Below are 24932 nucleotides of genomic sequence, written 5' to 3'. Positions count from 1 at the left end.
ACGCCCTTCACTCACCCCATCCCGGTCCCGACGCCCGATCCGCCGCCCGGCACGGGCGCCACATCCAGCAGCTTCAGCCGGAAGATCAGCACGGCGTTGGGCGGAATATCGCTGCCCCCGCCGACCTCGCCGTAACCCAGGGCCGGCGGCACGAACAGTATCCACTCATCGCCGACGCGCATCTTCTGTAGGGCCTCGGTCCAGCCGGGCACGACCGTCTCCGGCGTGAAGACCGCTGGCGCCCCGCGCGCGAACGAGCTGTCGAACACGGTATTGTCGACCAGCTTGCCTTCGTAATCGACCTTGACCAGGTCGTTGCGGTCCGGGCTGACGCCGCCGGCCGCACCCGACTGAACCACCTGGTACTGAAGCCCGCTCGGCAGGGTCACGACGTCCTCCGCCTTGGCGTTCTTCTCCAGGAAGGCGGCCGCCTCGGCCTTGCCCGCGTTCGGATCGACCGGTTCCGACCGGCCGCAGCCCGCCAGCATCAGAACAGCGACGACCGCCGCCCTACCCCATCCGAAGTTCATAGCCGCGTTCCTTCAAGGCTTCGCCGATCTCGTCGGCGTGGGCGCTATCGCGCGTTTCGACCATGATGTCGAACTCGGCGCCCTTGGCCGGCACATCCAGGGCCAGACGGTTGTGGACCACGTCGATGATATTACCGCCCAGGCCCCCGATCACCGCCGCCATGGCCGACAGCATGCCCGGCCGGTCGTCGCCCAGGATGCGATAGACGATCAACCTCCGTTCACGGACCATCTCGCGGTTCAGCACCACCGCCAGCATCCGCGCATCGATATTGCCGCCGCACAGCTCCAGCCCGACCTTCATCCCCTTGAACCGCTCGGGATAGGCCAGCAGGGCCGCCAGACCGCCCGCGCCCGCCCCCTCCGACACCGTCTTCTCATAGGTGACGTAATGGGCCACCGCCCGTTCGAAGTCCGCTTCCTCGCAGACGAAGACCTCGTCCACCAGCGGGTCGGCCAGGGCGAAGGGGATCTCGCCCACCGCCTTGATGGCGATGCCCTCGGCGATGGTCTGACCGGTGCAGACCGGCGGCTTGCCCGCCCGCCGTGCGGTAAAGGACGGGTATCGCGCCGCCTCGACCCCGAACACCTTGATGTTTGGCTTCATCGCCTTGGCCGCAATGGCGCAGCCCGCAATCAGCCCGCCCCCGCCGACGGGGATCAGCAGGGCGTCGACATCCGGCGCGTCCTCCAGCAACTCGATGGCGCAGACCCCCTGGCCAGCCACGATCCCTTCGTCGTCGAAGGCCGAGACGAAGACATAGCCCTTCTCCGCCTTCAGCCGCTGAGCCGCCTCGGTCGATCCGGTGAAGTCCAGCCCCTCGATCACCACAGTCGCTCCATGGGACCGGGTGCCGTTGATCTTGGCGAAGGGCGTCCCCTCCGGCATCACGATGGTGACCGGCACGCCCAGCCGCCCGCCGTGATAGGCCAGGGCCTGGGCATGGTTCCCGGCGCTGGCCGCCACCACCCCCCGTTTGCGCTCCTCCGGCGTCAGCATCAGCAGCCGGTTCAGCGCCCCGCGCTCCTTGAAACTGCCGGTGAAGTGCAGATTGTCGAACTTGACCCAGACCTCGGCCCCGGTCAGCTGCGACAGTTTGCGGGAGTAGCGGGTCGGGGTGCGATCGACCTGGCCGGCGATTCGGCCCTGTGCCGCCTCGATATCGGCGAAGGTGACGGTCATGGGCGCACTCCAGTACAGGCGGCCGGGCGGCGCGCCCGACGAATTCTCCCGCCTGTTTCGCGCTTTGTCGGTTCCTGGTCCAGAGGGTGCAACCTTGACCGTGGAACAGACGTTATCGCCCGTGCGATAGAGGGCCGTCGCACCCCCGCGACCGGTCCACGATCATTCCGGCTCCGGCTCCCCGAGGGCAGGCCGGATTTCCGGAGGAAGCCTATGTCGATCCGTCCCCTCGCCCCCCGCGCCGTTCTCGCCGCCGCGCTGGCCGCGACCGCCCTGTCGGCCTGCGCCCCGACCACCTTCCCGACGGGAACCCCCGTCGGCGGCCCCGCCGCCTTCAACACGGCGGACTTCGCCTGGTCTGAACGCTCGGGCCAGGCCGCCATCGAAGGCCGGATCGCCTATGTTCAGGACGGCAAGACCTATGACTGCGTCGCCTCCGTCGGCTTGACGCCCGTAACCCCCTACACCCGCGCCCGCTTCCGCACGCTGTACGGTTCGACCGACCGGGCCGCCGTCCCTGCCGCCGTCGTTCGCGCCCGCACCGTACCCGACGCCAACGCCAACTACAGCGGCTTCGTCCGCTCCGAGACCTGCGCCAACGGCCGCTTCCGCTTCAGCGGCCTGCCCGACGGCGGCTGGTTCCTGATCGTCCCGGTCCGCACCGGCGACGAAGCCCCCCTGGTGCTGATGCGGCGCGTTGACACCCGGGGCGGCCGCGTCGTCAATGTGACGCTCTAGTTCGGTAAATCTGCCCCGTAAGGGTTTTCAGTAAGCGTCTTCAGTAAGCGTTCCCATCCGCCCCGGCCTTCGGCCGCTCTGGGGATACATCATGAGACTCGCCCTGATCGCCGCCGTCGCCACGGCCCTGTCCTCCGCACCAGCGGTGGCCCAGACCTGGTACGAGCCCCCGACCCGCTACGACCACGGAGCCTATCAGGGGCGGGACAGCTATCGCTCCCTGAATTACGGCGCCAGGGACTACGGCGCCCGCTACGACTTCAACGGTCAGGCCGACCGACCGGGCGACTACCGCTGCGACGCCTATTGGGACGCCGGCCGCACCGACTGCGGCGCCGCCTGGCGGGATCAGCGGCCGGCGCATCCGCGCCGCTACCGCGCCTCAGGCTACGGCTATGGCCCCAGCGTCTATCCCGGCGCCTATGGCCGTCCAGACCTGATCTACCCCGGCGGCGGCTCGACCTATGGCCATGGCGGCCGTGATGCGCGTCGCATGGATTGGTGCCGCAGCGCCTACCGCTCCTACGATCCCGCCAGCGGCTATTACCGGACCTATGACGGGCGGCTGGTCTTCTGCGGCTGACCCCGCTCACGAAGATGCGACCCCGGTAACGCGGATCGCCATCTTCTGACCACTCCGACCCCGGACAGATCCCCGCTCACGAGACAGTCGGGGAGCGCCTTCTTGTCCCAGCACAACATCATCGGGTCCGAGGCCTTTACCCGGGGCCCCATGATCCTGATCCGCAAGTATCGCGCGGGCGGCATGCGCCGCCGCCGCGCCCGCACGGCCACCGCCTTCATCGCCGGGGCCGCGGCTATGCTGATCGCCGGCGTCCTGGGCGCCGCCGCCGTCTTCGGTCCCGGCCTCGCCGCCGGCTAGGTCAGGCCAGCCAGACCATCATCCGCGTATCGGCCTCGGCCCGCCGCGCCCGGCTCCACGACCGACGCGTCTCGCCGGTGTAGAGGAAGCCGGCCTTCTCCAGCACCCGGCCCGACGCCGGATTGTCGGCGAAATGCCCCGCGACCAGCGCCCGACGCTTCCACTTGCGGCTGGCCCAGACCAGGGCGGCGTCCAGGGCCTCGGTGGCGAAGCCCCGCCCCCAATACTCCCGCCCGATCCAGTAGCCGGCCTCAGGCACGCGATCCTCGCCCTCGAACAGACCGATGACCCCGACCGGTCCCGCCGCCTCGTGCTCGATGATGAAGGTATTGGCCCGCGCCGGATCCTGGGACGCGACCTGCAGCACGAAGTCGTCGGCGTCCTGGACGCGGAACGGATGCGGCATCCGCTTGGTCATCCGCGCGATATCCAGGTCATCGGCCAGGGCCGCGATCCGGGGCGCGTCCTGGGGCGCAGGCGCGCGCAGCACCAGACGCCGCGTCTCGACGACGGGGGAGGTTTCTATGACGCACATGGGCAGTCGCCTCTCTCAGGGACCGCCTCCTTAGAGGGCTCGGACGGTCTTCGAGGCGGGGAAACGCAAACGGGGAGCCTGGTGATCCAGACTCCCCGCGGAATATCTTCCCTGGTCCGGATCGGCTGCTTGGAGGAGCAACGCGATCCGGAGATTTCCAGACTGCGTTACTCGGCGGCGAGCGCCTGAGCGGCGTCATCATTCGCCGCGAGGATCGACACATAGCATCGGCCGCCGGCTTTCTTGGTGAATTTCACCGCGCCGTGCGTCAGGGCGAACAGGGTGTGGTCGCGGCCCATGCCGATGTTCTCACCCGGGTGGAAGGTGGTGCCGCGTTGGCGCACGATGATGTTGCCGGCCAGCACGCGCTCGCCGCCATACTTCTTCACGCCCAGGCGCTTTGACTCGGAGTCGCGACCGTTACGCGACGAACCACCGGATTTCTTGTGAGCCATCTTGCCGCTCCGTCTTTCCTGAGTGTCCTACCGGCCTTTCGGCCTACTTGAGGACGTCTCTCTTTAACTGGTCTGGCGCGGTTAGGCGCCGGTGAATGTCTTAGGCTTCGTCGCCGGCGGCTTCAGCCTTGGGCGCAGCCTTCTTCTTGGCCGGGGCCTTCTTGGCGGGAGCCGAGCTCTCGACCACGACGCCCTTGATCTCGGCGCCGTCCACGTCGGTCACGACCGTCTCGGTCGAACCCAGCGAAGAGGTCGCGCCGCGGGTGGCCAGGTTGCGGGCCCGCAGGTTGATCTCGGCCTTGGTCGTCAGATCGACCTTGCCGTCCCACTTGGCGGTCTCGCCGGCGCCTTCGATGCCGGTGATGCGCAGGACCGATTCCATCTGGCGGTGACCATTGGTGCGGCGATAGCCCTGACGGCGGGTCTTCTTGAAGATCTTGATCTTCTCACCCTTGCGGGTTTCGACCAGGGTGGCGCCGACGAAGGCGCCGTCGATCAGGGGAGCGCCCAGGGTCACGCCCTTGTCGCCGCCCAGCATCAGGACGCTGTCGAACTTCAGCTCCGAGCCGGCGTCGCCATCGAGCTTTTCGACGACAATCGTATCGCCCGGTTGGACCCGGTACTGCTTGCCGCCGGTCTTGATCACCGCGTACATGTTGAAGCCTCAGCGCAAACGCAAAAATGAAGACGCCCTCCGGAGAGACCCCCGGGGGCGAAGAGCGGCGACATATACGGAAGGGCGTCTCGGAGTCAACGCCGAACCGGTCGCTTTATCGTCAGTCCAGCGCGCAGATGTCCGGCAGGCCACGCAATCCGCCCGCGTTGTCGAGGCCATAGCCCACCAGGAAGCGGTTCGGGGCCTCCCAGCCGACGAAGTCGGGCTCGGGCGCGCGAGGGGCGGGCCAGGGCTTGCGGGCGAAGACGCAAGTCAGGACTTCGGACGCCCCGCCATCGCGGGCGATTCGCGCGGCCTCGGCCAGGGACAGGCCGGTATCGAAGACGTCGTCGAGGATCAGGACCTTCCGGCCGGCGATGGGACGCTGGAACGGCGCATAGACGTCGATCTTGCCGCGGCTGGTCTTGTCGTCGCCGTAGGAGGCCAGCCAGAGGGCGTCGAACCGGACATTGCGGCCGACGCGCGACAAGGCGCGGGTCAGGTCGGCGGCGAACCACAGACCGCCGGTCAGCAGGACGGCGGCGACCGTCTCGTCGTCGATGACCGGCGCGATGCGCGCCGCGAGATCCGCCACGACGCGGGCGATGTCGGCCTCGGCCAGGAGGACGGTCGGCTCAGGAGAGAGATCAGCCATGCGAGGCGGATACCGCCTCGCCATGACCTCTGTCCACCACGGGAATGGGCCGGGCCTCGATCGGAGCGCCTGCGCCGCGCCCTCCGAGCCCCGGCGCCACGGCCGAACGCAGGCCGTTTGAGGCGGGCGCAAGCTCGGCATGGGCGTCTGCCGGGGCATGGTCAGCGGGGGCATGAGAGTCAGCCGGAGGATGGGCGTCAGTTGCGGGATGTGCGTCCGCCGGGGGATGAGCCGGCGCCGCGTGATCCTCGCCGTGACCGTCCCCATGCGGCTTTGCCGGCGCAGCATGGCCATCAGAGCCATGATCCTTCGCCCGCTTGGCGTGGGAGGTTTCCGCCGTCACGAAGTTGACGCCGATATCGGCCGCATGGCCGCCGGGATCGGGGATGAGCACCGCGAACCCCTGGACCTTGCCGGGCAGGACCGGGGCGGCGTCGATGGTCACGATCTTGAATCCGACCTCGGCGCCATGCTCGTCCAGCAGGGCGACGCGGACCGGCGGGGCCACGATCTCGGCGTCACGGACGTTACGCAGAGCGCCCGAGACCAGAACCATCCCCGGATGGGTGGCGACTTCCTTGGCGGTCATGGCTTCGAAGTCCAGGCCGACTGGGTTCACAGGCGCCCCTACGGCGGCATAGGCGGCGGCGGCGCGGGGGAAGGCCTCGACCACCTCGATCCGGAACAGGAAGGCCGAAACGATCACGCCGATAAAGGCGCTGGCCAGGCCGGCCCAGACCACGCCATGGGTCGCGGCGCGGCGCAGGCGACGCTGCTGCTCGGCGCGGGCGCGGAAAGCCTTGGGCAATTCCGGCGCCGGGGTCTCGGCCAGACTGGCGGGCTCGGATGCGGCGTCCGGCTCGGGTGTCGGAATGACGCGCGGCTCGGGCGCGACGTTCAATTCCAGGGGTTCATCGCTGGTCGCGCGCCAGATTTCGCCGCACGATTTGCAACGCACCTTGCGCCCGTTCGCGCCCACGGCGTCGTCGGGAATGAAATAGCTGGTGGCGCAGGCGGGGCAGGTCAGTATCATGTCGCTGACTGCGAGGCTCTCGCCCCCTCCTGTAAGGCGCGATTTCGCGCCCTGTCCCTGAAACAAACTCTATGCCGTCCTCGCCAACCAGCGCCGCCGATGCCGCCCCCGTGACCGAGACCGTCCGCCTGTCGGGCGTGGGTTTCGGCTATGCGGACGCGCCCGACGTGCTGCGAGACGTTAACCTCATTCTGACGCGAGGCTCTTTCCACTTCCTTACCGGGCCGTCCGGAGCCGGAAAGTCTTCGCTGCTGCGGCTTTTGACCCTGACCGACCGACCGACCACGGGGACCATCCGCCTGTTCGGCGCCGATGTGTCGGATATCGACCGACGCGACATTCCGGCTTTCCGCCGTCGCATGGGGGTGGTGTTCCAGGATTTCCGCCTGCTGGACCATCTGTCGGCCTTCGACAACGCCGCCCTGCCTTTGCGTCTGGCGGGCGGGCGCGAGGCCGACTACGCCGCCGATGTGGAAGAAATGCTGAAATGGGTCGGCCTGGGCCGCCGGATGGACGCCCGTCCCCCGGCCCTGTCGGGCGGTGAAAAGCAGCGCCTGGCCATCGCCCGCGCCGTCATCACCCGCCCCGGCCTGATCGTCGCCGACGAACCGACCGGCAGCGTGGACGCCGTCATGGCTGACAAGCTGTTGCGCCTTTTCCAGTCTTTGAACCGGCTGGGCGCCACCGTCCTGATCGCCAGCCATGACCAGGCCCTGGCCGAACGCTCGGGCGCTCAGGTGCTGAGGCTGGACCAGGGACGGCTCAGCAAGGCGGCGAGGGTCGCGGCATGATCCGGCTGTCCGACTTCCGCCTGTCGAGGGGGCGTCCCGGCCTGCTGCCGCCCGCAGCCGCAGGCGAGCCCTGGCTGATGACCGTCATCGCCGTCCTGTGCTTCCTGGCCTGCCTGGCCGCCGTCGCCGCCTCCGCCGCCGACCGCGCCGCCCACGGCTGGGCGCGCCAACTGGGGTCGGAGGCCACGGTTCAGGTCCGCCCTCGCGTCGGCGAAAGCGGCGACACCGCCGCCGCCCGCGCGGCCGAAGCCCTGTCGGGCGTTGAAGGGGTCGAAGAGGCGGCGGCCCTGGACCGCAAGGCGGCCGAGGATCTGCTGCGTCCCTGGCTGGGCGACGCGGTCCTGCCGGATCTGCCCCTGCCCCATTTGGTGACGGTGCGTCTGAAACCCGACGCCCCCGCCAGCGCCTTGACCTTGAGCCGCGCCCTGGCCGAGGCCGGGCTGGACGCCACCGTCGACGACCACAGCCTGTGGCGCGGCGAGGTCGAACGCTCGGCCGCCCTGATCACAACCCTGGCCGGCGCCGCCTTCCTGGCCACCGCCTTCGCCGCCGCCGCCGCCATCGCCTACGCCACCCGCGCCGGTCTGGCCGCTGGGCGCGGCGTGATCGAGACCCTCAGCCTGAACGGCGCGACCGACGGACGCATCGCCTGGCTGTTCCAAAGGCGTTTCGCCCTGATCGCGGCCGGCGCCGGCGCCGTCGGAGCGGGAGCAGCAGGCCTGCTGCTGGCCTTCCTGCGGTTCCTGGGCGGCTCGGACGGCCTGACCCAGGCCCTGCCCGTGACCTGGGGCGACCTGCTGCTGCTCTCGCCATGTCCGCTGCTGGCGGCTACGGTGGCGCTTGTCGCGGCCAGATTCGCCGCCATGCAGGTGCTGGGCTCAGGCAGGAGGAAGGCGTGAGGCTGCTCGTCGTTGTCGGCATCGTCGTCCTGATCTGGCTGGTCGGCCTGTTCGCTTTCGCCCACCGGGTGCGCGAGCTGACGCCCGCCGACGATCCCGCTCAGGCCGACGCCATCGTGGCCCTGACCGGCCCGTCCGCCGAACGGGTCAACGCCGCCATCCGCCTGCTGGAACAGGGCAAGGGCCAGCGCGTCCTGATCTCGGGCGTCAATCGCGAGGTCCGTCGTCGCGAGCTGCGCGAGCTGACGCCGGGCTCCAGCCGCCTGTTCAACTGCTGCGTCGACCTGGGCTTCGAGGCCGAGGACACCGTCGGCAACGCCCAGGAGATCGCCGCCTGGGCGCGCTCCAAGGGCTATGACGACCTGATCGTCGTCACCTCCGACTATCATATGCCGCGCTCGCTGGTGGAGATCCGGGGCCAGCTGCCGGGCGTCAAACTGACCCCCTACGCCGTCTCGACCCCGTCGCTGGACAATCGGCACTGGTGGCGGGCGACGGTGACGGCGCGTCGGATGACGCTGGAATACATGAAATATCTGGCCGCCCTGGGTCGCGAGGGCGTCCGTCGCCTCAGCCGCGACGCCCCCGCATCCGACACCCCTGTCTCCGACCTTCCCCCCGAAAAGGCCCCTGCCTAAGTGAACACCCTGCGTTCCCTGCTCTTCACCGCCTGGCTCTATCTGTCGATGCCGATCGTCGCCATCGGCCTGTCGCCCATACTTCTGGCGCCGCACCGCTATGTGCAGGGGGTGTGCAAGCTGTGGGCGAAGATCGTGCTGTTCGGCCTGCGCTGGATTGCGGGGGTCAAGGTCGAGGTGCGCGGGCTCGAGCATGCCCCGTCCGGCGCGGCCCTGATCGCGTCGAAGCACCAGGGAATGCTGGACATCGTCGCCCTGCTGGCCGTGCTGCCCGACGCCTGTTTCGTCATGAAGAAGGAGCTGATGCCCCTGCCCTTCTTCGGCTGGTTCGCCTGGAAGGCCAAGATGATCGCCGTCGACCGCGCGGGCCACGCCAGGGCGCTGAAGGACATGACGCGCCAGGCTCATGACCGGCTGTCCGAAGGCCGCCAGATCGTTATCTTCCCGGAGGGCACCCGCAACGACCCCGGCGTGCCCGGCGATTACAAGCCCGGCGTCGCGGCCATCTATCGCGATCTGGAAGGCCCCTGCTGGCCGGTCGCCACCAACTCCGGCGTCCACTGGCCGGCCCACGGCTTCCGCCGCTATCCGGGCAAGGTGGTGTTCGAGTTCCTGGAGCCGATCCCCGCCGGACTGAAGCGCGGCGCGATGATGGCGTTGCTGGAAAGTCGCATAGAGACGGCTTCGACCGCCCTCTTGGAGCCAAAGGCCCAGCTCGAACGTATGGGCTGACCGATCCCGTACTAGGAACCACCCAATGTCCCTGCGCCTCCTGGCTCTGACCGCCGTCGCCGCCACCTCCTTCGCCGGCTCCGCCCTGGCCCAGTCGCAGCCCTATGAGCAACTGCGCCCCGCGCCCGACAGCTGGACCGTCGATCTCGGCGTCGGCGCCCTCTACAGCAAGGACAGCGGCGGCGACACGGGCTCCGAGACCCAGGTCGTGCCCTGGGTCTCCGCCAACTATCGCGACGTGGTCTATCTGAGCGCCATCGACGGCCTGGGCTGGAATGCGATCAAGACCGACGACTTCCGCGCCGGCCTGCAACTGCGTCCGCGTTTCTCGCCCGAAGACATCGAGGGCCTGGACCTGGATCGCCCCGACTTCGGCGCCGACGTCGCCGCCTACGCCTTCAAACGCCTGCCCGGCAATATCGTGGTCGGCGGCCGGATCAGTCGCGACGTCACGGACGTCAGCGAGGGCACCGAATACTACGCCTCGATCGGCCACCAGCGCGTGACGCCGATCGGCCTGATGAATGTCTCGGTCTATGCCCGTGGCGGCGACGCCAAGCTGGCCGACGCCTATTATGGCGTCAGCGCCGCCGAGGCCGCCCGCAACGGCATCGACGCCTATTCGCCGGGCAGCGGCCTGCAAGGCGCAGGCGCCAGCCTGTTCCTGCTGGTTCCCCTCAACGACAAATGGGGCGCCGGCGCCCTGGTCAACTATGAACGCCGCCTGGGCGACGTGGCCGACAGCCCCCTGTCCCAGGAAGACGACACCATCCGCACGGGCGTCTTCCTCGCCCGCCGCTTCGGCGGCTGAGGAAAAGCGACGACCGGTCAGGTCGCCGCGAACTCGCTGAGCGCGTCGATCACGGCGCGGTTCTGATCCTCGGTGCCGATGGTGATGCGCAGCGCCTGGGGCAGACCATAGCCGCCGACCGGGCGCACGATGACGCCCCGAGTGTTTAGGTGGTCGTTGGCGGCGGCGGCGCGTTCAGCGCCGTTGAACACCACCAGCACGAAGTTTCCGGCGCTGGGCAGGACTTCCAGGCCGAAGCCGCGCAGGGCCTGGGTCAGGCGCGGCTTCCAGTTCGACACCAGATCACGCGACGCCGTCTGGTGCGCCTCGTCGAACAGGGCGGCGGTCGCGGCCTCCAGCCCCGGCACGGAGACGTTGAACGGCAGGCGGATGCGGTCGATGGCCTCGGCCACCTTCAGCGGCGCATAGCCGAAGCCGATGCGCAAACCGCCGAGACCGTGGATCTTGGAGAAGGTGCGGGTGACGACGATGTTTTCGGCCGCCTTGGCCAGCGGGAAGGCGGTTTCCCAATCGGCCTCGGTCACATATTCCGCATAGGCCTCGTCGATCACCAGGATGACATTGACCGGAAGGGCCACGTGCAGGCGGCGGATCTCCTCGCCGGTGTTGTAGCTGCCGGTCGGGTTCGACGGGTTGGAGACATAGACGACCTTGGTCCGGTCATCGACCTGGGCCAGCAGGGCGTCCACCTCGGCCTTGAAGTTCGGCTCCGGCGCCAGCTTGACCTGGGCCTCGCAGCCCAGGGCGCTGATCCGATAGGCCAGGAAGCCGTACTGGCCGCAGACGATATTGTCGCCCGCCGTCAGATAGGTCTGGTTCAGCAGGGCGAAGACCTCGTCCGAGCCATTGCCGAAGATCAGCCGCTCGGGCTCCAGCCCGTGCTTCTCCGCCACCGCATCGCGCAACTTGGTCGCCCGACCGTCCGGGTAGATGTGAATGTTCTTGATCGCCGCCTCATAGGCCGCGCGCGCCTTCTCGCCGGCGCCCAGCATGTTTTCGTTCGACGACAGTTTCATCGGCTCGGCGACGCCGGCGATGGACGACTTGCCGCCGACATAGGGAGCGATGTCGAGGATGCCGGGCTTGGGCTTGGGGCCCTGGGTCGCGTCGGTCATGGAAAGCCTTGAACTCAGAAGATGGGGGCGGCGCCGATGACGCCGGTCAGTCGGCCGGGGGCGTTGCTCAGCCGCCCGTCCTCGGCCTGCACATAGCCCGTCAACACGAACAGCTTCAAGCCGCCCGCCGCAGCAAGCGGATCGGCGATCAGGCCGGCCTCGCCCAGAGCTTCCCCGATCTTGGCCTCTGACCAGCCGCTGTCGGTGACCCAGAAGGTGCGGTCGCCCCCCGTCGGGCCTGAGATTTCCTTGGACACCAGAAAGGCCTGAGGCCGCCCCCGGCCATCGTCCGGCAGGGCGGCGACGATCCTCAATTCTGGCCGGGCCAGCAGCCGCCCCCACCAAGGCCGATCCGATGTCAGATCGAGCATGGCGCGAGACCCGCCCTCAACCGCCTTCAGTGCGTCATCGGCGGACAGGGGGCGGGACCCGAGACCATAACGGTCGGTCGCGAGAGCCTGGGCCAGGCCACCGCACGTCACCAGGGAGGGCCCGGTCGCCGCCTCGATCCGCCCCCACAGCGCCTTCAGCGCCGACCGCTCGACAGGGCCGACGTCCGCCGTCAGATCACGCAGCGCCAGACCCCCCGCGTCGAACCGATCCCGCGGACCGGCCGCGATCCTGGCCCGCACAGCCTCGACCACCGCCCGGTCCAGCGCCGACAGGACGGCGTCGTCCTGGGGTTCTTCCAGCAGTCCCATCAGAACAGCTTGGGCGCCGGGGCCAGGGGGAAGGGCCCCAGCCAGGTGCGTCCGTCCCGGAAGATGATTGTCAAAGCCATGTCTTCGCGCCCGGCGGCGTCGGCCGCCCCCGCAACCGCAGCGGCGCCGGCGGCGCCGACCCGGTTCACCGGCCCCTGACGCGACTCCAGCAGGCCGGACAGGGCTGGCAGAGGTTTTTGAGACTGAAGGGCCACCTGACCCATCAGTCGCCCGTTGGCGTCGGCCTTCAGCACCTCGCTGCTCAAGGTGGCGCGGCTGTCGCCCGCCTGCAGGTCGCCCCGCACCTTGCGGAACGTCCCCCCGCCCTTGGTCCACTGTGAGAACACCCCGGCCGCGTCCCCGAGCTTCAGCAGGTCGGCCCGGCCGATGGTCGCCTCAAGCTGGGTGGTCAGTTGGCCGTCCTGGGCGAAGCCCTCGACCGGGCCGTCGCTTCGTCCCTGACCGTCCACCAGACGGAACATCACATCGATGTCGTCGCTCGGGGTCGTGGAGCCTTCCAGATGGGGCCGGGAATAGAATTCGATCCGCGCCGCGCGGGCGATGGGGAAGGGCTCGCCGTCGGCCTGGGCGGTGAAGACTGGATTGACCAGCTCCAGCGCCAGATTGGGCCAGCGTTGGTCGATGCCGCTGGCGCTCATGCGGATGGCGTCGCCCCTGACCGCCACCTTGCCCTTGCCGGCGCGGGTCAGGGTCAGGCCGTCCGGAGCGACGACGACCCATTTGGTCGGCTGATAGGCGTTGGCTTCGGCGTTCAGCTCCGGCGCGGATATGGCGTGGCCGGATGGGGCCGCGATCATCACCTGGGTCAGTTTCACATTGGCGCGGAACGGCCAGCCTAAGATCTGCTTCTCGGCGTAGCGCACGTCCCAGCCGGCCTGGCGCATCGTCGCCGCCTGAGCCTCCAGTCCCTTGTCGATCTGGCGCGTCAGATAGAACCACCACCCTGTCCAGCCGGCCAGGGCGATCAACGCGATGACGAAGGGGGCGTAGAGGCCCGCGCGGCTGTGTCGCTTGGTGGGAAGCTCGGTCATGGGGTCTTCTTAGTCGAAGCGAAGGCTTGCTCGCTAGCGTCGGGAACGTCGCCGGGACGACGATGTTCAGTCCGCCAGGAAGGTCCGCACCGTCTCGACCGCGTCGGCCAGGCCCATCCGCTGGACCTCTGTCCCGGGCGGCAGACTGGCGAACAGCCGCGTCGGGGTGGCGGCGTCCAGCATCAGGAACACCCCCTTGTCGTCGCCGCGCCGGATCAGTCGCCCGAAGGCCTGGGCGATGCGGGCGCGGGCCAGGGCGTCGTCATAACCCTTGCCTTGCGAGAACTGTCCGCCCAGCCGTTCGCGCCGCGCCTTGTGCAGCAGGTCCGGACGCGGCCAGGGCACGCGGTCAAACGCCAGCACGCGCAGCGACCGTCCCGGCACATCCACCCCGTCCCGCACCGCGTCGGTGCCCAGCAGACAGGCGTTTTCCTCGACCCGGAACATGTCCACCAGGGCGCCCACTTCCAGCGGATCGACGTGCTGGGCGTAAAGCGGCACCCCCACCCTGGCCAGATCCGGCCCCAGCCGCTCATAGACCGCCTTCAGCCGACGAATGGCGGTGAACAGGCCCAGTCCTCCGCCCCCGGCCGCCAGGAACAGCTCGCGCATCGCCGCCGCCGTCTGGCGCGGATCGTCCTTGACCAGATCATTGACGACGATGACCCGGCTGTTGGCCGCATAGTCGAACGGGCTCTCGACCTTCAGGGTGCGCGGCGGCTCGATCAGCCGGGCGGAGCCGGTCCGCAGACGCGCCAGGTCGAACGGGTCCTCCTGCAACGGGTCGGACAGGGTCGCCGAGGTCACCAGCACCCCGTGCGCCGGCGCGATCACCGCCGCCTCCAGCGGCACGGTCGGGTCGATCCAGTGGCGACGCAGGGCCACGTCATGGATGCGGCCGAAGGCGGTCTCGGCCGACAGCCAGTCGACGAAGTCCGGATCAGGCTGATCCCCGCCGTCTTCCAGCGCCGCCAGCATCGAGCGCCAGCCCGGCAAGGTCATCCGTGCGCGCCGGTCCAGCCCACGCAGCGCCCCCTCGATCCGTGACCGTTGCGACCCGTCCAGCTCCGCCGCCTCGTCATCCAGAATATCCTCCAGATGCCGCGACAGGGCCAGCAGGGGCGCCTCGATGGCGGCCAGGGCCTGGGCCGCCGCGCGAGCGGTCTCCGCCACCGGATCGGTCACCGGCTTGAGTGTGCACTCCATGCCGAACTCTGGGCCGCCGTGTGGACTATTCTCTGCCGTACGAGCGCGCAACTGGTTCAGGGCGGCCGCCAGGAAGGCCTCGATCGGCCCGATGGGATTGACCTCGCCCGAGGCCGGGGCGACGCGCCCCGATACGCCCTCGCCCGGAAGCGCCGCCGAGGCGCGGATGGCGTCCTGCAAAGACTTCAGCGCCGCCTCGTTGTCGCCGACCATGTCACCCAGCCGCTGCTCAAGCCCGCGTCCGCGACGCCCCTTGCCCTCCGGACCCCGGATCCAGCGACGCAACTCAGCCGCCTCCTGCCCCGACAGACAGGCGGAAAAGGCGCTGTCGGCGGCGTCGAACAGGTGGTGGCCCTCGTCGAATACGATGCGTTTCAGGGCCGCCGTCTCGCCGTCCTGCTTCTGCCCCCGGGCCGAGCGCGCGCCGTCGAAGGCGGCCTGGGTCAGGACCAGGGCGTGGTTGGCGATGACCAGGTCCGCGCGACGGCTGGCGCGGATCGTCTTCTCGACGAAACAGCTGCGATAGTGGGGACAGGCGGCGTGGACGCATTCGCCCCGCCGATCCACCAGATTGGCCGCCCCCGCCGCATGGGCGGGCGGCATGGCGAACAGGCCCGGCAGCCAGCCCGGAAAATCCCCTCCGGTCATGTCCCCGTCGCGCGTATGCAGGGCCCAGCGCCCCGCCAGGGCCAGGCCGATCAGGTCGCCGTTCCCCAACTGGGCCGCCTGGACCATGTCCTGAAGATTGAGGACGCACAGATAGTTCTCGCGCCCCTTGCGGATCACGGTCTTCTTGCGCCGCTCCTCCGGATCGGGCCACAGCGATTGGCTCTCGCGGTCGATCTGGCGTTGCAGGGCGCGGGTATAGGTGGAGATCCAGGCCGCCCCCTGGTTCCGCTCCGCCCACAGCGAGGCCGGCGCCAGATAGCCCAGGGTCTTGCCCGTCCCCGTCCCCGCCTCGGCCAGCAGGACGCGCGGCCGCCCCTCCTCGTTGCGCGGCGAAAAGGCGAAGGCGGCCTCGGCGGCATAGTCGGACTGGGTCGGCCGCGTCTCGTCCAGGCCCGACGCCTGCAGCAGTTTCGCCAGCCGGATGCGGGCGCTCTCGCTATCGACCGGCGCCGACCCAGCCTCACCGCGCGGCGCCTCGTCCTCCCACTCCGTCAGCCGGCTCCAGACGTCAAGGCCCGACCCGCGATGCTGCCGCGCCCGCACCCCGCCGGCCTCCAGAGCCTGCACCACCCGTTCGCCCCAGGCCCAGTCGGCCCGTTGCAGGGTCAGGGCCAGAACATAGGCGGCCTCGCGTTCCGGATAGGCGGGCGCCGCCAGTTCTCGCAGCAGCACAGCCGCCGCCTCACGCAACACCGCCGCCTGCGCCTCGGGCGACTTCGGCTCCGACAGCCCCAGCGACAGCGCCAGCCCTGTCGGCGAAGGCGCGCAGAACTGCGCCGGCCGCACGAAGGCGTAAAGCTCCAGCACATCCATCAACTCGCTCGACCGCGGCGGCGGCGTCAGCCCCAGCCGCCGCGCCGTTAGCGACGCATGCGCCACCAGCACCGGCCCGCCGGTGAACAACCCTTCGGCCGCCCCCCGCCCGATCTTCCTCGCCCCCGCCTCGTCGCACACCGCCCCCGCGCCCGGCGGGGTGGCGAGCGCCGGCGGCAGGTCGAGCCAGGGCTCGGCGCGGCTCACGCGGGATTCTGCAATGACGGATTCGTCGGACACAGCCTCAACATAGCGACGCCGGCCGCGAAACGGAACGGGAACATCTGGTCTCGACCGTCTTGTGGCTCTATATGTCGTCCGAACGAGGAGATCGCCGTGAACAAGCCGATTGATCCTGATGCGTGGCTGGAGGCGCTGGCTGCTCGTGTCGAGGCGGACGGCCCTCAAAAGCTGGAGGTCGAAGGCCACGATCCTTTGGTCGTGATCCCCTTGAATCGTTTCCAGGAGATGCAGAAGCGCAAACCGACCATGCTGGAGATTCTCCGTGGCATGGACTGGTCCGACGTCGATCTTACCCGCGATCCTCGGCCGGCGCGCGAGGCTGATTTTTGAGGTTTCTGCTCGACACCAACGCCATCAGCGAGTTGGGCAAGCCTCGCCCCGATTCCGGTTTCATGGCTTGGCACGACCAGCAGGCCGAAACTGCGGACAGGCAAGAAGGAATATTCCTTAGCGTTCTTCTGCTGGGCGAGATGGATCGCGGCATTCTGAACCTGCCTGAAAATCCAAAGCGGGCCGAGCTTTCGAAGCGGCGGGATCTGATCCTGTCGGTCTATCGAAAGCGGATCCTGCCCGTCGATATCGACGTCGCGCGGCGATGGGGCGCCGTCAGCGACGCACATCGGAGGCAGGGCCTGACGGCCGGCGTGATCGACGAACTGATCGCGGCGACCGCCCTGGTCCATGACCTGACCCTCGTCACCCGCAACACCCGCCATTTCGAACACAGCGGCTGCCGCCTGCTGTCGCCGTGGAGCGGATGACGACGCTTCCTCCCCTGTTCGCCGACTGGTTCGCCGCGCGCGGCTGGTCGCCTCGGCGCCATCAGCTGGAGATGGTCGCTGCCGGCCAAGCAGGCGCGCACGCCCTGCTGGTGGCGCCGACAGGCGGGGGCAAGACGTTGGCCGGCTTCCTGCCCAGTCTGATCGACCTGGCGGAACGCGGCCCCAAGCCGCAGACGGGACCGGCGTCCGGCGTCCACACCCTTTATCTGTCGCCGCTGAAGGCCCTGACCACCGACGTCGAGCGCAATCTGATGACCCCGATCCGCGAGATCGGGCTGAACATCCATGTCGAGACCCGCACCGGCGACACCAAACAGTCCAAACGCCAGCGCCAGCGTGACTTTCCCCCCGACATCCTGCTGACCACGCCCGAACAGCTGGCCCTGTTCTGCGCTTGGGAGGGGGCTCGATCCTATTTCGCCGACCTGAAATGCGTCGTCCTGGACGAGGTGCACGCGATCTGGAGCGGCAAGCGTGGGGACCTGCTGTCGCTGGGGTTAGGGAGGCTACAGCAGTTTTCGCCGGGTATGCGTCGGGTGGGTCTGAGCGCGACCATTGAGGATCCCGATCTGATCCGGGGGTGGCTGGCCCCGAGACTTCCTTCTCCCCTTGCGGGAGAAGGTGGCTCGCGCAGCGAGACGGATGAGGGGTTGCTTCCGAACGTACCGGCGCCCGCCGTCGAGGCTGCCCCCCCCCCTCATCCGAGCCCTCCGGGCCCACCTTCTCCCGCAAGGGGAGAAGGAGTCGTCCTCGTGAAGGGCGACCCCGGCGCGCCGGCCGTCATCGACGTGCTGATCTCAGAGGGGAAGGTCCCCTGGGCCGGTCATACGGGTCGCCACGCCATCCCCGAGGTCTACGCCGCCATCCAGCGCGCGGGTCTGGCCCTGATCTTCGTCAACACCCGCTGGCAGTCGGAGTTTGTCTTCCAGCAGCTCTGGGCGATCAACGACGACAATCTGCCCATCGGCCTGCACCACGGCTCGCTCGCGGCGGAGCAAAGGCGCAAGGTCGAGGCGGCCATGGCGCGCGGCGATCTGCGCGCCGTCGTCTGCACCTCGACCCTGGACCTCGGCATTGACTGGGGCGACGTCGACCTCGTCATCCAGATGGCGGCGCCCAAGGGCTCCAGCCGTCTGGTCCAGCGGATCGGCCGCGCCAACCACCGGCTGGACGAGCCGTCACGCGCCCTTTTGGTGCCCGCCAGCCGGTTTGAGATGCTGGAATGCCAGGCGGCGCGCGAGGCGGTGGCCGACAACGCCTTCGACTGGGAGCCGATCCACATCGGCACGCTGGATGCGCTGGCCCAGCACATCATGGGCGTCGCCTGTTCCGAAGCCTTCGACATCCAGGCCCTGTACGACGAGATCACCGGCTGCGGCCCCTATCGCGACCTGGCGTGGGAGCAGTTCGAGGAGGTGGTCGATTTCGTCGCCACCGGCGGCTATGCGCTGCGCACCTACGACAGGTTCGCCCGCATCGTCCGCACCCCAGACGGCCGCTGGAAGGCCCGCACCAAGGACATCGCCCAGCGCCACCGGATGAATGTCGGCGCCATCGTCTCGGCCGGAACCCTGAACGTGCGCGTGGCGGCCCGTCGCGGCGGCGCCTCGCGCCAGCTGGTCGCCGGCCGCAAGGTCGGCGAGGCCGAGGAGTGGTATTTCGAACAGCTGACACCCGGCGACACCTTCCTGTTCGCCGGCCAGGTCTGGGCGTTTCAGGGCATTGTCGGAACCGACGCCCTGGTCAGCCACGCCAATGACAAGGAACCGAAGATCCCCTCCTGGGGCGGGTCCAAGTTCCCCCTTTCCACCTCCCTGGCCGACCGGGTGCGGACCATGGTCCAGGACCCTGACCACTGGCGCGTCCTGCCGCCCGACGTGCAGGAATGGCTTGAGCTTCAGGCCGAACGGTCCGCCATTCCCGACGCCGAATCCATGCTGGTCGAGACCTTCCCGCGCGGCAGTCGGCATTTCCTGGTCGCCTATCCATTCGAGGGCAATCTGGCCCACACCACCCTGTGCATGTTGCTGACCCGGCGGCTGGACCGGCTGGGCGTCGGACCGTTGGGCTTTGTCGTCACCGACTATTCTCTGGCCATCTGGTCCATCAAGCCGATGGACCAGATCGACCTGGACGCCCTATTCCAATCCGACATGCTGGGCGACGACCTGGAGGCCTGGCTCGAGGAGAGCTTCATGATGAAGCGCTCCTTCCGCAATTGCGCCCTGATCTCCGGCTTGATCGAGCGACGCCAGCCGGGGGCCGAGAAGACCGGACGGCAAGTGACCTTTTCCACCGACCTGATCTACGACGTGCTGCGCCGCCACCAACCCGACCATCTGCTGCTGAAGACCGCCCGCGCCGACGCCGCCTCGGGCCTGCTGGACGTGGCGCGACTGGGCCAGATGCTGGCGCGGATCGAGGGTCATATCCGGCATCAGCCCCTGACGCGCCCCTCGCCCTTCTGCGTGCCGGTCCTGGTGCAGATCGGTCGCGAACGGGTCGGCGGCGACGCCGCCGAAATGATTCTGGACGAGAGCGCCGAGCTGTTGATCGCCGAGGTGATGGACGCGGCGGAGCCGGACGCCGCATGAACGCCGCCCTGCGCCAGACCCTGTCCCCCATCCGCAAGGCGTGCGGTTCGCTGCGGGTGCACATCGCGGGCGAAACCTGCGTGCTGCGCTGTTCCGGCGCACTGTGGCTTCCGGCCTATCGCGCCCTTATCGCGGCGGATCTCCACCTCGAGAAGGGCTCGGCCTTCGCCGCGCGTGGCCAGATGCTGCCGCCCTACGACAGCCGCGCCACCCTGGACCGGCTGGAGACCGAGATCGCCGACCTCGACCCCGCCATGATCGTGTTGTTGGGCGACAGTTTCCATGACACGAGGGCCATTGGACGGATGGCGGGCGACGACCGGAACCGCCTCGACCGTCTGTCCTCAGGGCGAGACTGGCTGTGGCTGGAGGGCAATCACGACCGCGACGCCCTGGCGAACCAGGCCGATCTGTCATCGCCCCTGCCCGGCCGGATCGTGGGCGAGTTGACCCTTGGCAGGCTGCGGCTGACGCACGAACCCGAGGCGCTGACAGCGGACGACGACCGCCACGGCGAGGTGGCGGGCCATCTCCATCCCGCAGCGCACGTGGTCGGCTATGGTCGCGGCGTGCGACGGCCCTGTTTCGTCACTGACGGCTCACGACTGCTCCTGCCCGCCTTCGGGGCCTTCACCGGCGGGCTCAGCGTCCGCTATCCCGCCATTGCGGGACTGTTCTCGAAGGAACCTCTCGCCGCCGTTCTCGGTCGCGACAAGGTTCACGCCATTGCCTGGTCCAGCCTGCTCTGAAGCAGAGCAGGCAGCAGCGGCGTTCGTAAACGGTTCAGCATATCGCTTCACCGCATCTTGGGGCGGCCTGTGCAGGATGGCGTCATCACCGTCCTGGACGCCCTCCTCAATGCTCACGTCGCGCCGCATCATCCTCGCCGCTCGCCTGCTGTTCGTTTTCGCCGCGACAGGCATGGCCGTTTTGATGCTCGGCCCCTTTCAGGGCCTGGAGCAGGAGTTCGGCTTGAACGACAAGGCCGCCCACGCCATCGCCTTTTACGGCATGACGGTCGGCCTGTTTCTGATCTCTCCGGGCCGCCGCCGCGATGATCTCGTCGTCTTCGCTATAGCCGCCGCCCTCGCCGCCGAAGGGTTGCAGTTCTTCACAGGCCGCAGCGTCTCGGTGGGGGATTTCCTCGCTGGAGCCGGCGGAGCCGTGGCCGCCTGGCTGCCCGGGTTTGTCGAACAGGTGCGTCATGCCGCACGGCGCCACCCGAACCTCACGCTTGCTCAGGCGTCGGCCATCAGCCGTCGCCGTCGAGCCCTGACCTCCGCTGTTCAGACGCCCGGGTCGCCCGCGCGCGTTCGCCGGACCTGACCCATTGACCTTGTCCCGAGGTACGACCGTTTCTTCTCGTCGTTTACCGACGGTTTTCATGTCGCGGCTAAGTTGACGCCATGACTCTCAGAACGAGACCGTTCATGCAGGCGGAAGCGCAGCAGATCGACCCTTTCCCCGGCGGGACGTTCGCGACCTCCGCCCCAGGGCCCATTGTCGCCCCGGACGTCACGGATCAGCTTGAAACGGCCCGCGCGCGGGTCGAGACTCGCTTCTCCCACGCCGGACAACAGTTGGCCGGCTCGCTGGAGATGATCGGCGGCTTGATCGAGGCGCTTGACCGGCTGGGCCTGACACTGAACGTCGACTCGGTTTCCCGGACCAGCAACGACCTGCTTTCAACCGCATCAGGCCTCAGCGCCCTGCCGCAATCTCAGAAGCGCCGCGTCGCCCATCTGGACCAGCTGAAAACCGCCAGCGCCTCGCTGGACACCGACATCGACACGATGCGCACGACGCTGCGCTATCTGCGCGCCTTCGCCCTGAACGTGAAGATCACAGCCGGCTCGACCATCCGCGGAGCGGACGAATTCGCCGGCTTCGCCGACCGCATGTGCCAGCAGTTGGACTTCGGCGTCACCCAACTCGACGAACTGGCCGACGAACTGACGCGCCTTCGCAATCAGCTCGACGGCGCCCTGACCTTCGAACAGGGCCTGGGCGGCAAGTACAAGCAGCTGATCCCCGCAGTGCCGGACAAGCTGGCGGTCGACGCCGAGACCTTGCGCGTCCACCACGCCCGCATCGCCGAAGTCGCCGCGTCGGTCGCCGCCATCGCGCGGGACATACAGATGAAGGTCGGCAAGGCCTTGATGGCGCTACAGATCGGCGACATCACCCGCCAGCGGATCGAGCACGTTCAACTCGGCATTCAGGTGTCGGCCCGCACCGTCGCCGAGGCGGATCTATCCCCCGAGGCCCGCGACCGTGCTGAACGCCGGCTGCTGCACATGGTCGCCGACCAGATGGCCGACATAGCCTCGGACTTCGAGGCCGAGGCCGCCAAGGTGACGCAGAACCTGGCGGGCATGGCCAAGGACACGACCCAGTTGATGGTCATACACGGTCTCTCCGACGACGGAGGCGACCTTCGGGACCTCGAAGTCAGCCTCGGTCGCGCCGGTCTGTTGGTCGATGACGTCACGGCGGCGATGACCAATGCTCAGCGGATCAGCGGCGAGACCGTCTCGTCTGTCGAGGCCCTGGCGCGTCGGGTCGACGCCATCCAGAAGGTCAAGCGCGACATCCAGCAGATGGCGATCAACAGCAGCCTGCGCTGCAATCGGCTGGGCGAGATCGGCAAGCCGCTCAGCGTCATCGCCATCGAATTGAGCAGCCACGCCAGCCATCTGGAAGACGCCGCAGACCAGACGCTGGGTTCTCTAAAGACCCTGGCCGAACTGGCGCACAGTGTTTCGGAAGACGAACCCGAAGGCGCCCAACTCGACGCCGGCCGCCTCAATCGCGTGCACGAAGATCTGCGCCGCGCGGCCGACGTGGTCGAAAAGGACCTGGCCGGGCTGGGCGCTCAAGGCGAGGAGACCGCACGGTCTCTGGCCCAGGCCGCCGACCAGTTGGGCCTCAAGGAAGATCTGGGCGACGCCCTGCATGCCGCCGCTGTCGCCCTGGCCGAGGCGGCGGGGCCCGTCGTTGATGACCTGACGGATATCGCCGGGGTGGTGGACGCCGCCCTGACCGAGATCGGCCGCTGCTACACCATGGCGCGTGAGCGGACCATCCACGCGGCTCACGCCGTCTTCAGCGAGGCCGACCGGATCGAAGCCCAGCAGGACGGCGCCACGGTGGACGCGCCGATCGAGCCCGCCGAGGCTGTCGACGAATTCGACGACCTGCTGTTCTGAAACGAAGACGCCTGCGATACGCACGTGTCGCAGGCGTCGATCCAGTCTATCTGGACCGATCGACGGCCATGATCTCGCGGGCGATATGCTCCAGCGCCATCACCTTCTGGGCGGCTCCGCGCGCAATGGCTTCCTTGGGCATGCCGAAGACGATCGAGGTCGCCTCGTCCTGAGCCACCGTCGTGGCGCCGGCCTCCTTCAGTTCCAGCAGACCGCGGGCGCCGTCGTCGCCCATGCCCGTCATGATCACGCCCATGGCGTTTTTTCCGGCCGCACGGGCGGCTGAGCGGAACAGCACATCGACGGAGGGGCGGTGGCGCGACACGGGCGGTCCATCCTTGATCGCCACCTGATAGCGGGCGCCGTGGCGTTCCAGCAGCATATGTTTGTCGCCCGGTGCGATCAGGACGTGCCCCCGCAGGACGGGGTCGCCGTGTTGGGCCTCCTTCACCTCGACCTCGCACAGACCGTTGAGCCGTTTGGAAAAAGCGGCGGTGAACCCCGCCGGCATGTGCTGGACAATGACGATGCCGGGCGCATTGGCCGGCAGGGCCTGAAGCACCTCGCGCAGCGCCTCCGTGCCGCCCGTCGAGGCCCCCAGACAGGCGACCATCTCGGTGGTGCGGGCCATCGCCGCACCCGTCGGCGGCGGCAACATGGCGTCGGCGGTCAACTTGGTCCCAGGATCCAGACTTCGTGTCGTCGTGCGCCGCGCCCCCAATCTTGCGCGCGCCGCCGCCTTGACCACGTCGCGAATTCGATCGGCGCTCTCGGCCAGATGGTCCGCCGCACCGATGCGAGGCTTCAGGATGATGTCGACGGCGCCGGCTTCCAGCGCCTGCATCAAGGTCTCGGATCCGGCCTCGGTCAGGGACGAGCACATGACCACGGGGATCGGCCGCTGGGCCATCAGCTTGCGCAGGAAGGTGATGCCGTCCATGCGCGGCATCTCAACGTCCAGGGTGATGACGTCCGGCACGTCCTCGGCGATACGGCGCGCCGCGACGAAGGGATCGGAGGCCACGCCCATGACCTCGATGCCTGGATCGGCGGAAAGAACATCGACCAGGGTCTGGCGAACGCTGGCCGAGTCGTCGATGACCAGGACGCGGACCTTGGGCATGGGATCAGATCTTTCTGAAGATGGTGTTGGCCACAGTGACCAGGGGCAATTCGATACCGGTGATGCTCTCGGAATGGCCGATGAACAGGTGTCCGCCGGGCTTCAGCCGGTCGCACAGACGCTTCAACACCTTGGCCTGAGTCTGTTTGTCGAAATAGATCATGACGTTGCGGCACATGATCATGTCGAACGGGTCGCCGACCGAATAGGTCTCGTCCATCAGATTGACCCGCGCGAGAGAGAGTTTCGACCGCAACGAAGGATGGATGCGGCCCTCGCGACGGGCGCCGTCGCGCGCAGTCATGACCCAGCGCCGCATATCGGCGGGCACCGGCATCAGCATCTCGCTGGGATAGACGCCGCGCAAAGCCGTCTCCAGCACATCGGTCGACAGGTCCGTGCCCAGGATCTGGTAGTCCGGCCCACCCTGCTCGTCGGCGAACTTCTGCATCACCATGGCCATGGTGTAGGGCTCGGCGCCCATCGAACAGGCGGCGCTCCAGGCGCGGATACGGCGCACGCCCGAGGCCTTGATTTCAGGCAGGACGTGGCTGGCCATATAGTCGAAGTGCCGCGGCTCGCGGAAGAAATCGGTCTTGTTGGTCGTCACCGCGTCGATCAGATAGACGGACTCGGCCTCGAGCCCGTCTTCCTTGAACAGATAGTCGCAGTAGTCGTCGAAGGTCGGGTGGCCTGTGCTACGCAGACGACGCCGCAGCCGTCCTTCCAGCATCGTGCGCTTCGACGAGGGCATCTTGATGCCGCTATAATCGTAGATGTACCTGGCCAAACGCTCGAAATTGCGAGCGCTGACCTGATCGGTGATCGGGGCGGACTGTTCTAGCGCCGCTTGTGACAAGGCCATGCTCTTTCAGCAGACTTTCAGC

General features: G+C 68.4%; 27 protein-coding genes. 14 read left to right on the top strand and 13 right to left on the bottom strand.

Features of this window, described 5'->3' with window-relative positions; all coding sequences use genetic code 11:
* Positions 1 to 11 precede the first annotated feature (11 nt).
* Both ACW170_RS07535 and ACW170_RS07530 read right to left on the bottom strand, forming a co-directional pair.
* On the bottom strand, positions 12 to 530 hold the full coding sequence (locus tag ACW170_RS07535; protein WP_492089021.1) for an FKBP-type peptidyl-prolyl cis-trans isomerase: 519 nt from the start codon (positions 528 to 530) through the stop codon (positions 12 to 14).
* Positions 511 to 1713 (bottom strand): threonine ammonia-lyase, encoded by a 1203-nt coding sequence (locus ACW170_RS07530; protein ID WP_492089020.1) that lies wholly within the window; start codon positions 1711 to 1713, stop codon positions 511 to 513. The genes ACW170_RS07535 and ACW170_RS07530 overlap by 20 nt, the downstream gene beginning before the upstream one ends.
* A 213-nt stretch (positions 1714 to 1926) precedes the next feature.
* Here ACW170_RS07530 and ACW170_RS07525 point away from each other — a divergent pair, with 213 nt between their 5' ends.
* The 3 genes from ACW170_RS07525 (at position 1927) to ACW170_RS07515 (ending at position 3334) form a co-directional block, all read left to right on the top strand.
* Positions 1927 to 2451 carry a hypothetical protein gene (locus ACW170_RS07525; RefSeq protein WP_492089019.1) on the top strand — a complete coding sequence of 175 codons (525 nt, stop codon included), beginning with the start codon at positions 1927 to 1929 and terminating at the stop codon, positions 2449 to 2451.
* A 91-nt stretch (positions 2452 to 2542) separates the two neighbouring features.
* A complete protein-coding gene (locus tag ACW170_RS07520; protein ID WP_492089018.1) occupies positions 2543 to 3034 on the top strand; it encodes a BA14K family protein in 492 nt (163 codons plus the stop codon).
* Between the two features lie 102 nt (positions 3035 to 3136).
* Positions 3137 to 3334 (top strand): hypothetical protein, encoded by a 198-nt coding sequence (locus ACW170_RS07515; protein ID WP_492089017.1) that lies wholly within the window; start codon positions 3137 to 3139, stop codon positions 3332 to 3334.
* 1 nt (position 3335) lies between these two features.
* On the opposite strand, the gene ACW170_RS07510 is transcribed toward ACW170_RS07515, so the two are convergent.
* From ACW170_RS07510 to ACW170_RS07490, 5 genes are all read right to left on the bottom strand, one after another.
* Positions 3336 to 3869 (bottom strand): GNAT family N-acetyltransferase, encoded by a 534-nt coding sequence (locus tag ACW170_RS07510; protein WP_492089016.1) that lies wholly within the window; start codon positions 3867 to 3869, stop codon positions 3336 to 3338.
* Positions 3870 to 4036: 167 nt separating this feature from the next.
* Positions 4037 to 4324, bottom strand: a complete 288-nt coding sequence (gene rpmA / locus ACW170_RS07505; RefSeq protein ID WP_267515499.1) for a 50S ribosomal protein L27 — start codon at positions 4322 to 4324, stop codon at positions 4037 to 4039.
* A gap of 100 nt (positions 4325 to 4424) precedes the next feature.
* A complete protein-coding gene (rplU, locus tag ACW170_RS07500; RefSeq protein WP_492089015.1) occupies positions 4425 to 4979 on the bottom strand; it encodes a 50S ribosomal protein L21 in 555 nt (184 codons plus the stop codon).
* Positions 4980 to 5100: 121 nt separating this feature from the next.
* The gene (locus ACW170_RS07495) at positions 5101 to 5634 is read right to left on the bottom strand and encodes a phosphoribosyltransferase (protein WP_492089014.1); all 534 of its coding nucleotides are present in this window, start codon (positions 5632 to 5634) and stop codon (positions 5101 to 5103) included.
* Complete coding sequence (locus tag ACW170_RS07490; protein ID WP_492089013.1) at positions 5627 to 6667, bottom strand: MJ0042-type zinc finger domain-containing protein; 1041 nt, start codon at positions 6665 to 6667, stop codon at positions 5627 to 5629. Before ACW170_RS07490 ends, ACW170_RS07495 begins: the two co-directional genes overlap by 8 nt.
* Positions 6668 to 6738: 71 nt before the next feature.
* Here ACW170_RS07490 and ACW170_RS07485 point away from each other — a divergent pair, with 71 nt between their 5' ends.
* From ACW170_RS07485 to ACW170_RS07465, 5 genes are read left to right on the top strand one after another with little or no spacing between them, the layout of a single operon-like run.
* A complete protein-coding gene (locus ACW170_RS07485) occupies positions 6739 to 7458 on the top strand; it encodes a cell division ATP-binding protein FtsE (protein ID WP_492089012.1) in 720 nt (239 codons plus the stop codon).
* The gene (locus ACW170_RS07480; protein ID WP_492089011.1) at positions 7455 to 8357 is read left to right on the top strand and encodes a cell division protein FtsX; all 903 of its coding nucleotides are present in this window, start codon (positions 7455 to 7457) and stop codon (positions 8355 to 8357) included. The genes ACW170_RS07485 and ACW170_RS07480 overlap by 4 nt, the downstream gene beginning before the upstream one ends.
* Positions 8354 to 8995 (top strand): YdcF family protein, encoded by a 642-nt coding sequence (locus tag ACW170_RS07475; RefSeq protein ID WP_492089010.1) that lies wholly within the window; start codon positions 8354 to 8356, stop codon positions 8993 to 8995. The genes ACW170_RS07480 and ACW170_RS07475 overlap by 4 nt, the downstream gene beginning before the upstream one ends.
* Entirely contained in the window at positions 8996 to 9727 is a 732-nt protein-coding gene (locus tag ACW170_RS07470; RefSeq protein WP_492089009.1) for a lysophospholipid acyltransferase family protein, read from the top strand.
* 25 nt (positions 9728 to 9752) lie between these two features.
* Positions 9753 to 10538 carry a MipA/OmpV family protein gene (locus tag ACW170_RS07465; protein WP_492089008.1) on the top strand — a complete coding sequence of 262 codons (786 nt, stop codon included), beginning with the start codon at positions 9753 to 9755 and terminating at the stop codon, positions 10536 to 10538.
* A 17-nt stretch (positions 10539 to 10555) separates the two neighbouring features.
* On the opposite strand, the gene hisC is transcribed toward ACW170_RS07465, so the two are convergent.
* The 4 genes from hisC to ACW170_RS07445 form a co-directional block, all read right to left on the bottom strand.
* On the bottom strand, positions 10556 to 11653 hold the full coding sequence (hisC, locus tag ACW170_RS07460; protein ID WP_492089007.1) for a histidinol-phosphate transaminase: 1098 nt from the start codon (positions 11651 to 11653) through the stop codon (positions 10556 to 10558).
* 14 nt (positions 11654 to 11667) lie between these two features.
* Entirely contained in the window at positions 11668 to 12354 is a 687-nt protein-coding gene (locus ACW170_RS07455) for a hypothetical protein (RefSeq protein ID WP_492089006.1), read from the bottom strand.
* Positions 12354 to 13406: a DUF2125 domain-containing protein gene (locus tag ACW170_RS07450; RefSeq protein ID WP_492089005.1), complete on the bottom strand. Its 1053-nt coding sequence runs from the start codon at positions 13404 to 13406 to the stop codon at positions 12354 to 12356. Before ACW170_RS07450 ends, ACW170_RS07455 begins: the two co-directional genes overlap by 1 nt.
* A gap of 66 nt (positions 13407 to 13472) precedes the next feature.
* On the bottom strand, positions 13473 to 16301 hold the full coding sequence (locus ACW170_RS07445; protein ID WP_492089004.1) for an ATP-dependent DNA helicase: 2829 nt from the start codon (positions 16299 to 16301) through the stop codon (positions 13473 to 13475).
* Positions 16302 to 16430: 129 nt separating this feature from the next.
* Between ACW170_RS07445 and ACW170_RS07440 the strand changes: the two genes are divergently transcribed.
* The 6 genes from ACW170_RS07440 (at position 16431) to ACW170_RS07415 (ending at position 22922) form a co-directional block, all read left to right on the top strand.
* The gene (locus tag ACW170_RS07440) at positions 16431 to 16667 is read left to right on the top strand and encodes a hypothetical protein (protein WP_054764169.1); all 237 of its coding nucleotides are present in this window, start codon (positions 16431 to 16433) and stop codon (positions 16665 to 16667) included.
* Complete coding sequence (locus ACW170_RS07435) at positions 16664 to 17098, top strand: type II toxin-antitoxin system VapC family toxin (RefSeq protein WP_492089003.1); 435 nt, start codon at positions 16664 to 16666, stop codon at positions 17096 to 17098. The genes ACW170_RS07440 and ACW170_RS07435 overlap by 4 nt, the downstream gene beginning before the upstream one ends.
* Complete coding sequence (locus tag ACW170_RS07430; RefSeq protein ID WP_492089002.1) at positions 17095 to 19713, top strand: ligase-associated DNA damage response DEXH box helicase; 2619 nt, start codon at positions 17095 to 17097, stop codon at positions 19711 to 19713. The genes ACW170_RS07435 and ACW170_RS07430 overlap by 4 nt, the downstream gene beginning before the upstream one ends.
* The gene (gene pdeM, locus ACW170_RS07425; RefSeq protein WP_492089001.1) at positions 19710 to 20462 is read left to right on the top strand and encodes a ligase-associated DNA damage response endonuclease PdeM; all 753 of its coding nucleotides are present in this window, start codon (positions 19710 to 19712) and stop codon (positions 20460 to 20462) included. The genes ACW170_RS07430 and pdeM overlap by 4 nt, the downstream gene beginning before the upstream one ends.
* Positions 20463 to 20571: 109 nt before the next feature.
* Entirely contained in the window at positions 20572 to 21039 is a 468-nt protein-coding gene (locus ACW170_RS07420; protein ID WP_492089000.1) for a hypothetical protein, read from the top strand.
* 104 nt (positions 21040 to 21143) lie between these two features.
* Complete coding sequence (locus tag ACW170_RS07415; protein WP_492088999.1) at positions 21144 to 22922, top strand: hypothetical protein; 1779 nt, start codon at positions 21144 to 21146, stop codon at positions 22920 to 22922.
* 46 nt (positions 22923 to 22968) lie between these two features.
* Here the strand turns inward: ACW170_RS07415 and ACW170_RS07410 are convergent, their stop codons facing one another.
* Entirely contained in the window at positions 22969 to 24045 is a 1077-nt protein-coding gene (locus tag ACW170_RS07410) for a protein-glutamate methylesterase/protein-glutamine glutaminase (protein ID WP_492088998.1), read from the bottom strand.
* Between the two features lie 4 nt (positions 24046 to 24049).
* Positions 24050 to 24910 carry a CheR family methyltransferase gene (locus ACW170_RS07405; protein WP_492088997.1) on the bottom strand — a complete coding sequence of 287 codons (861 nt, stop codon included), beginning with the start codon at positions 24908 to 24910 and terminating at the stop codon, positions 24050 to 24052.
* Positions 24911 to 24932: the final 22 nt, after the last annotated feature.

It is taken from the genome of Brevundimonas sp. FV2ps16, from assembly GCF_058681075.1.
Note: the sequence above shows the minus strand (reverse complement) of the source record. Positions and strands in the feature narration are given on the sequence as shown.

Coding starts and splice junctions, on each gene's coding strand:
- ACW170_RS07465 (WP_492089008.1), top strand. CDS start 9,753: ATGTCCCTGCGCCTCCTGGCTCTGACCGCCGTCGCCGCCACCTCCTTC.
- ACW170_RS07480 (WP_492089011.1), top strand. CDS start 7,455: ATGATCCGGCTGTCCGACTTCCGCCTGTCGAGGGGGCGTCCCGGCCTG.
- ACW170_RS07490 (WP_492089013.1), bottom strand. CDS start 6,667: ATGATACTGACCTGCCCCGCCTGCGCCACCAGCTATTTCATTCCCGAC.
- pdeM (WP_492089001.1), top strand. CDS start 19,710: ATGAACGCCGCCCTGCGCCAGACCCTGTCCCCCATCCGCAAGGCGTGC.
- rpmA (WP_267515499.1), bottom strand. CDS start 4,324: ATGGCTCACAAGAAATCCGGTGGTTCGTCGCGTAACGGTCGCGACTCC.
- ACW170_RS07495 (WP_492089014.1), bottom strand. CDS start 5,634: ATGGCTGATCTCTCTCCTGAGCCGACCGTCCTCCTGGCCGAGGCCGAC.
- ACW170_RS07510 (WP_492089016.1), bottom strand. CDS start 3,869: ATGTGCGTCATAGAAACCTCCCCCGTCGTCGAGACGCGGCGTCTGGTG.
- ACW170_RS07535 (WP_492089021.1), bottom strand. CDS start 530: ATGAACTTCGGATGGGGTAGGGCGGCGGTCGTCGCTGTTCTGATGCTG.
- ACW170_RS07415 (WP_492088999.1), top strand. CDS start 21,144: ATGCAGGCGGAAGCGCAGCAGATCGACCCTTTCCCCGGCGGGACGTTC.
- hisC (WP_492089007.1), bottom strand. CDS start 11,653: ATGACCGACGCGACCCAGGGCCCCAAGCCCAAGCCCGGCATCCTCGAC.
- ACW170_RS07420 (WP_492089000.1), top strand. CDS start 20,572: ATGCTCACGTCGCGCCGCATCATCCTCGCCGCTCGCCTGCTGTTCGTT.
- ACW170_RS07520 (WP_492089018.1), top strand. CDS start 2,543: ATGAGACTCGCCCTGATCGCCGCCGTCGCCACGGCCCTGTCCTCCGCA.
- ACW170_RS07530 (WP_492089020.1), bottom strand. CDS start 1,713: ATGACCGTCACCTTCGCCGATATCGAGGCGGCACAGGGCCGAATCGCC.
- ACW170_RS07455 (WP_492089006.1), bottom strand. CDS start 12,354: ATGGGACTGCTGGAAGAACCCCAGGACGACGCCGTCCTGTCGGCGCTG.
- ACW170_RS07405 (WP_492088997.1), bottom strand. CDS start 24,910: ATGGCCTTGTCACAAGCGGCGCTAGAACAGTCCGCCCCGATCACCGAT.
- ACW170_RS07525 (WP_492089019.1), top strand. CDS start 1,927: ATGTCGATCCGTCCCCTCGCCCCCCGCGCCGTTCTCGCCGCCGCGCTG.
- ACW170_RS07410 (WP_492088998.1), bottom strand. CDS start 24,045: ATGCCCAAGGTCCGCGTCCTGGTCATCGACGACTCGGCCAGCGTTCGC.
- ACW170_RS07485 (WP_492089012.1), top strand. CDS start 6,739: ATGCCGTCCTCGCCAACCAGCGCCGCCGATGCCGCCCCCGTGACCGAG.
- rplU (WP_492089015.1), bottom strand. CDS start 4,979: ATGTACGCGGTGATCAAGACCGGCGGCAAGCAGTACCGGGTCCAACCG.
- ACW170_RS07450 (WP_492089005.1), bottom strand. CDS start 13,406: ATGACCGAGCTTCCCACCAAGCGACACAGCCGCGCGGGCCTCTACGCC.
- ACW170_RS07430 (WP_492089002.1), top strand. CDS start 17,095: ATGACGACGCTTCCTCCCCTGTTCGCCGACTGGTTCGCCGCGCGCGGC.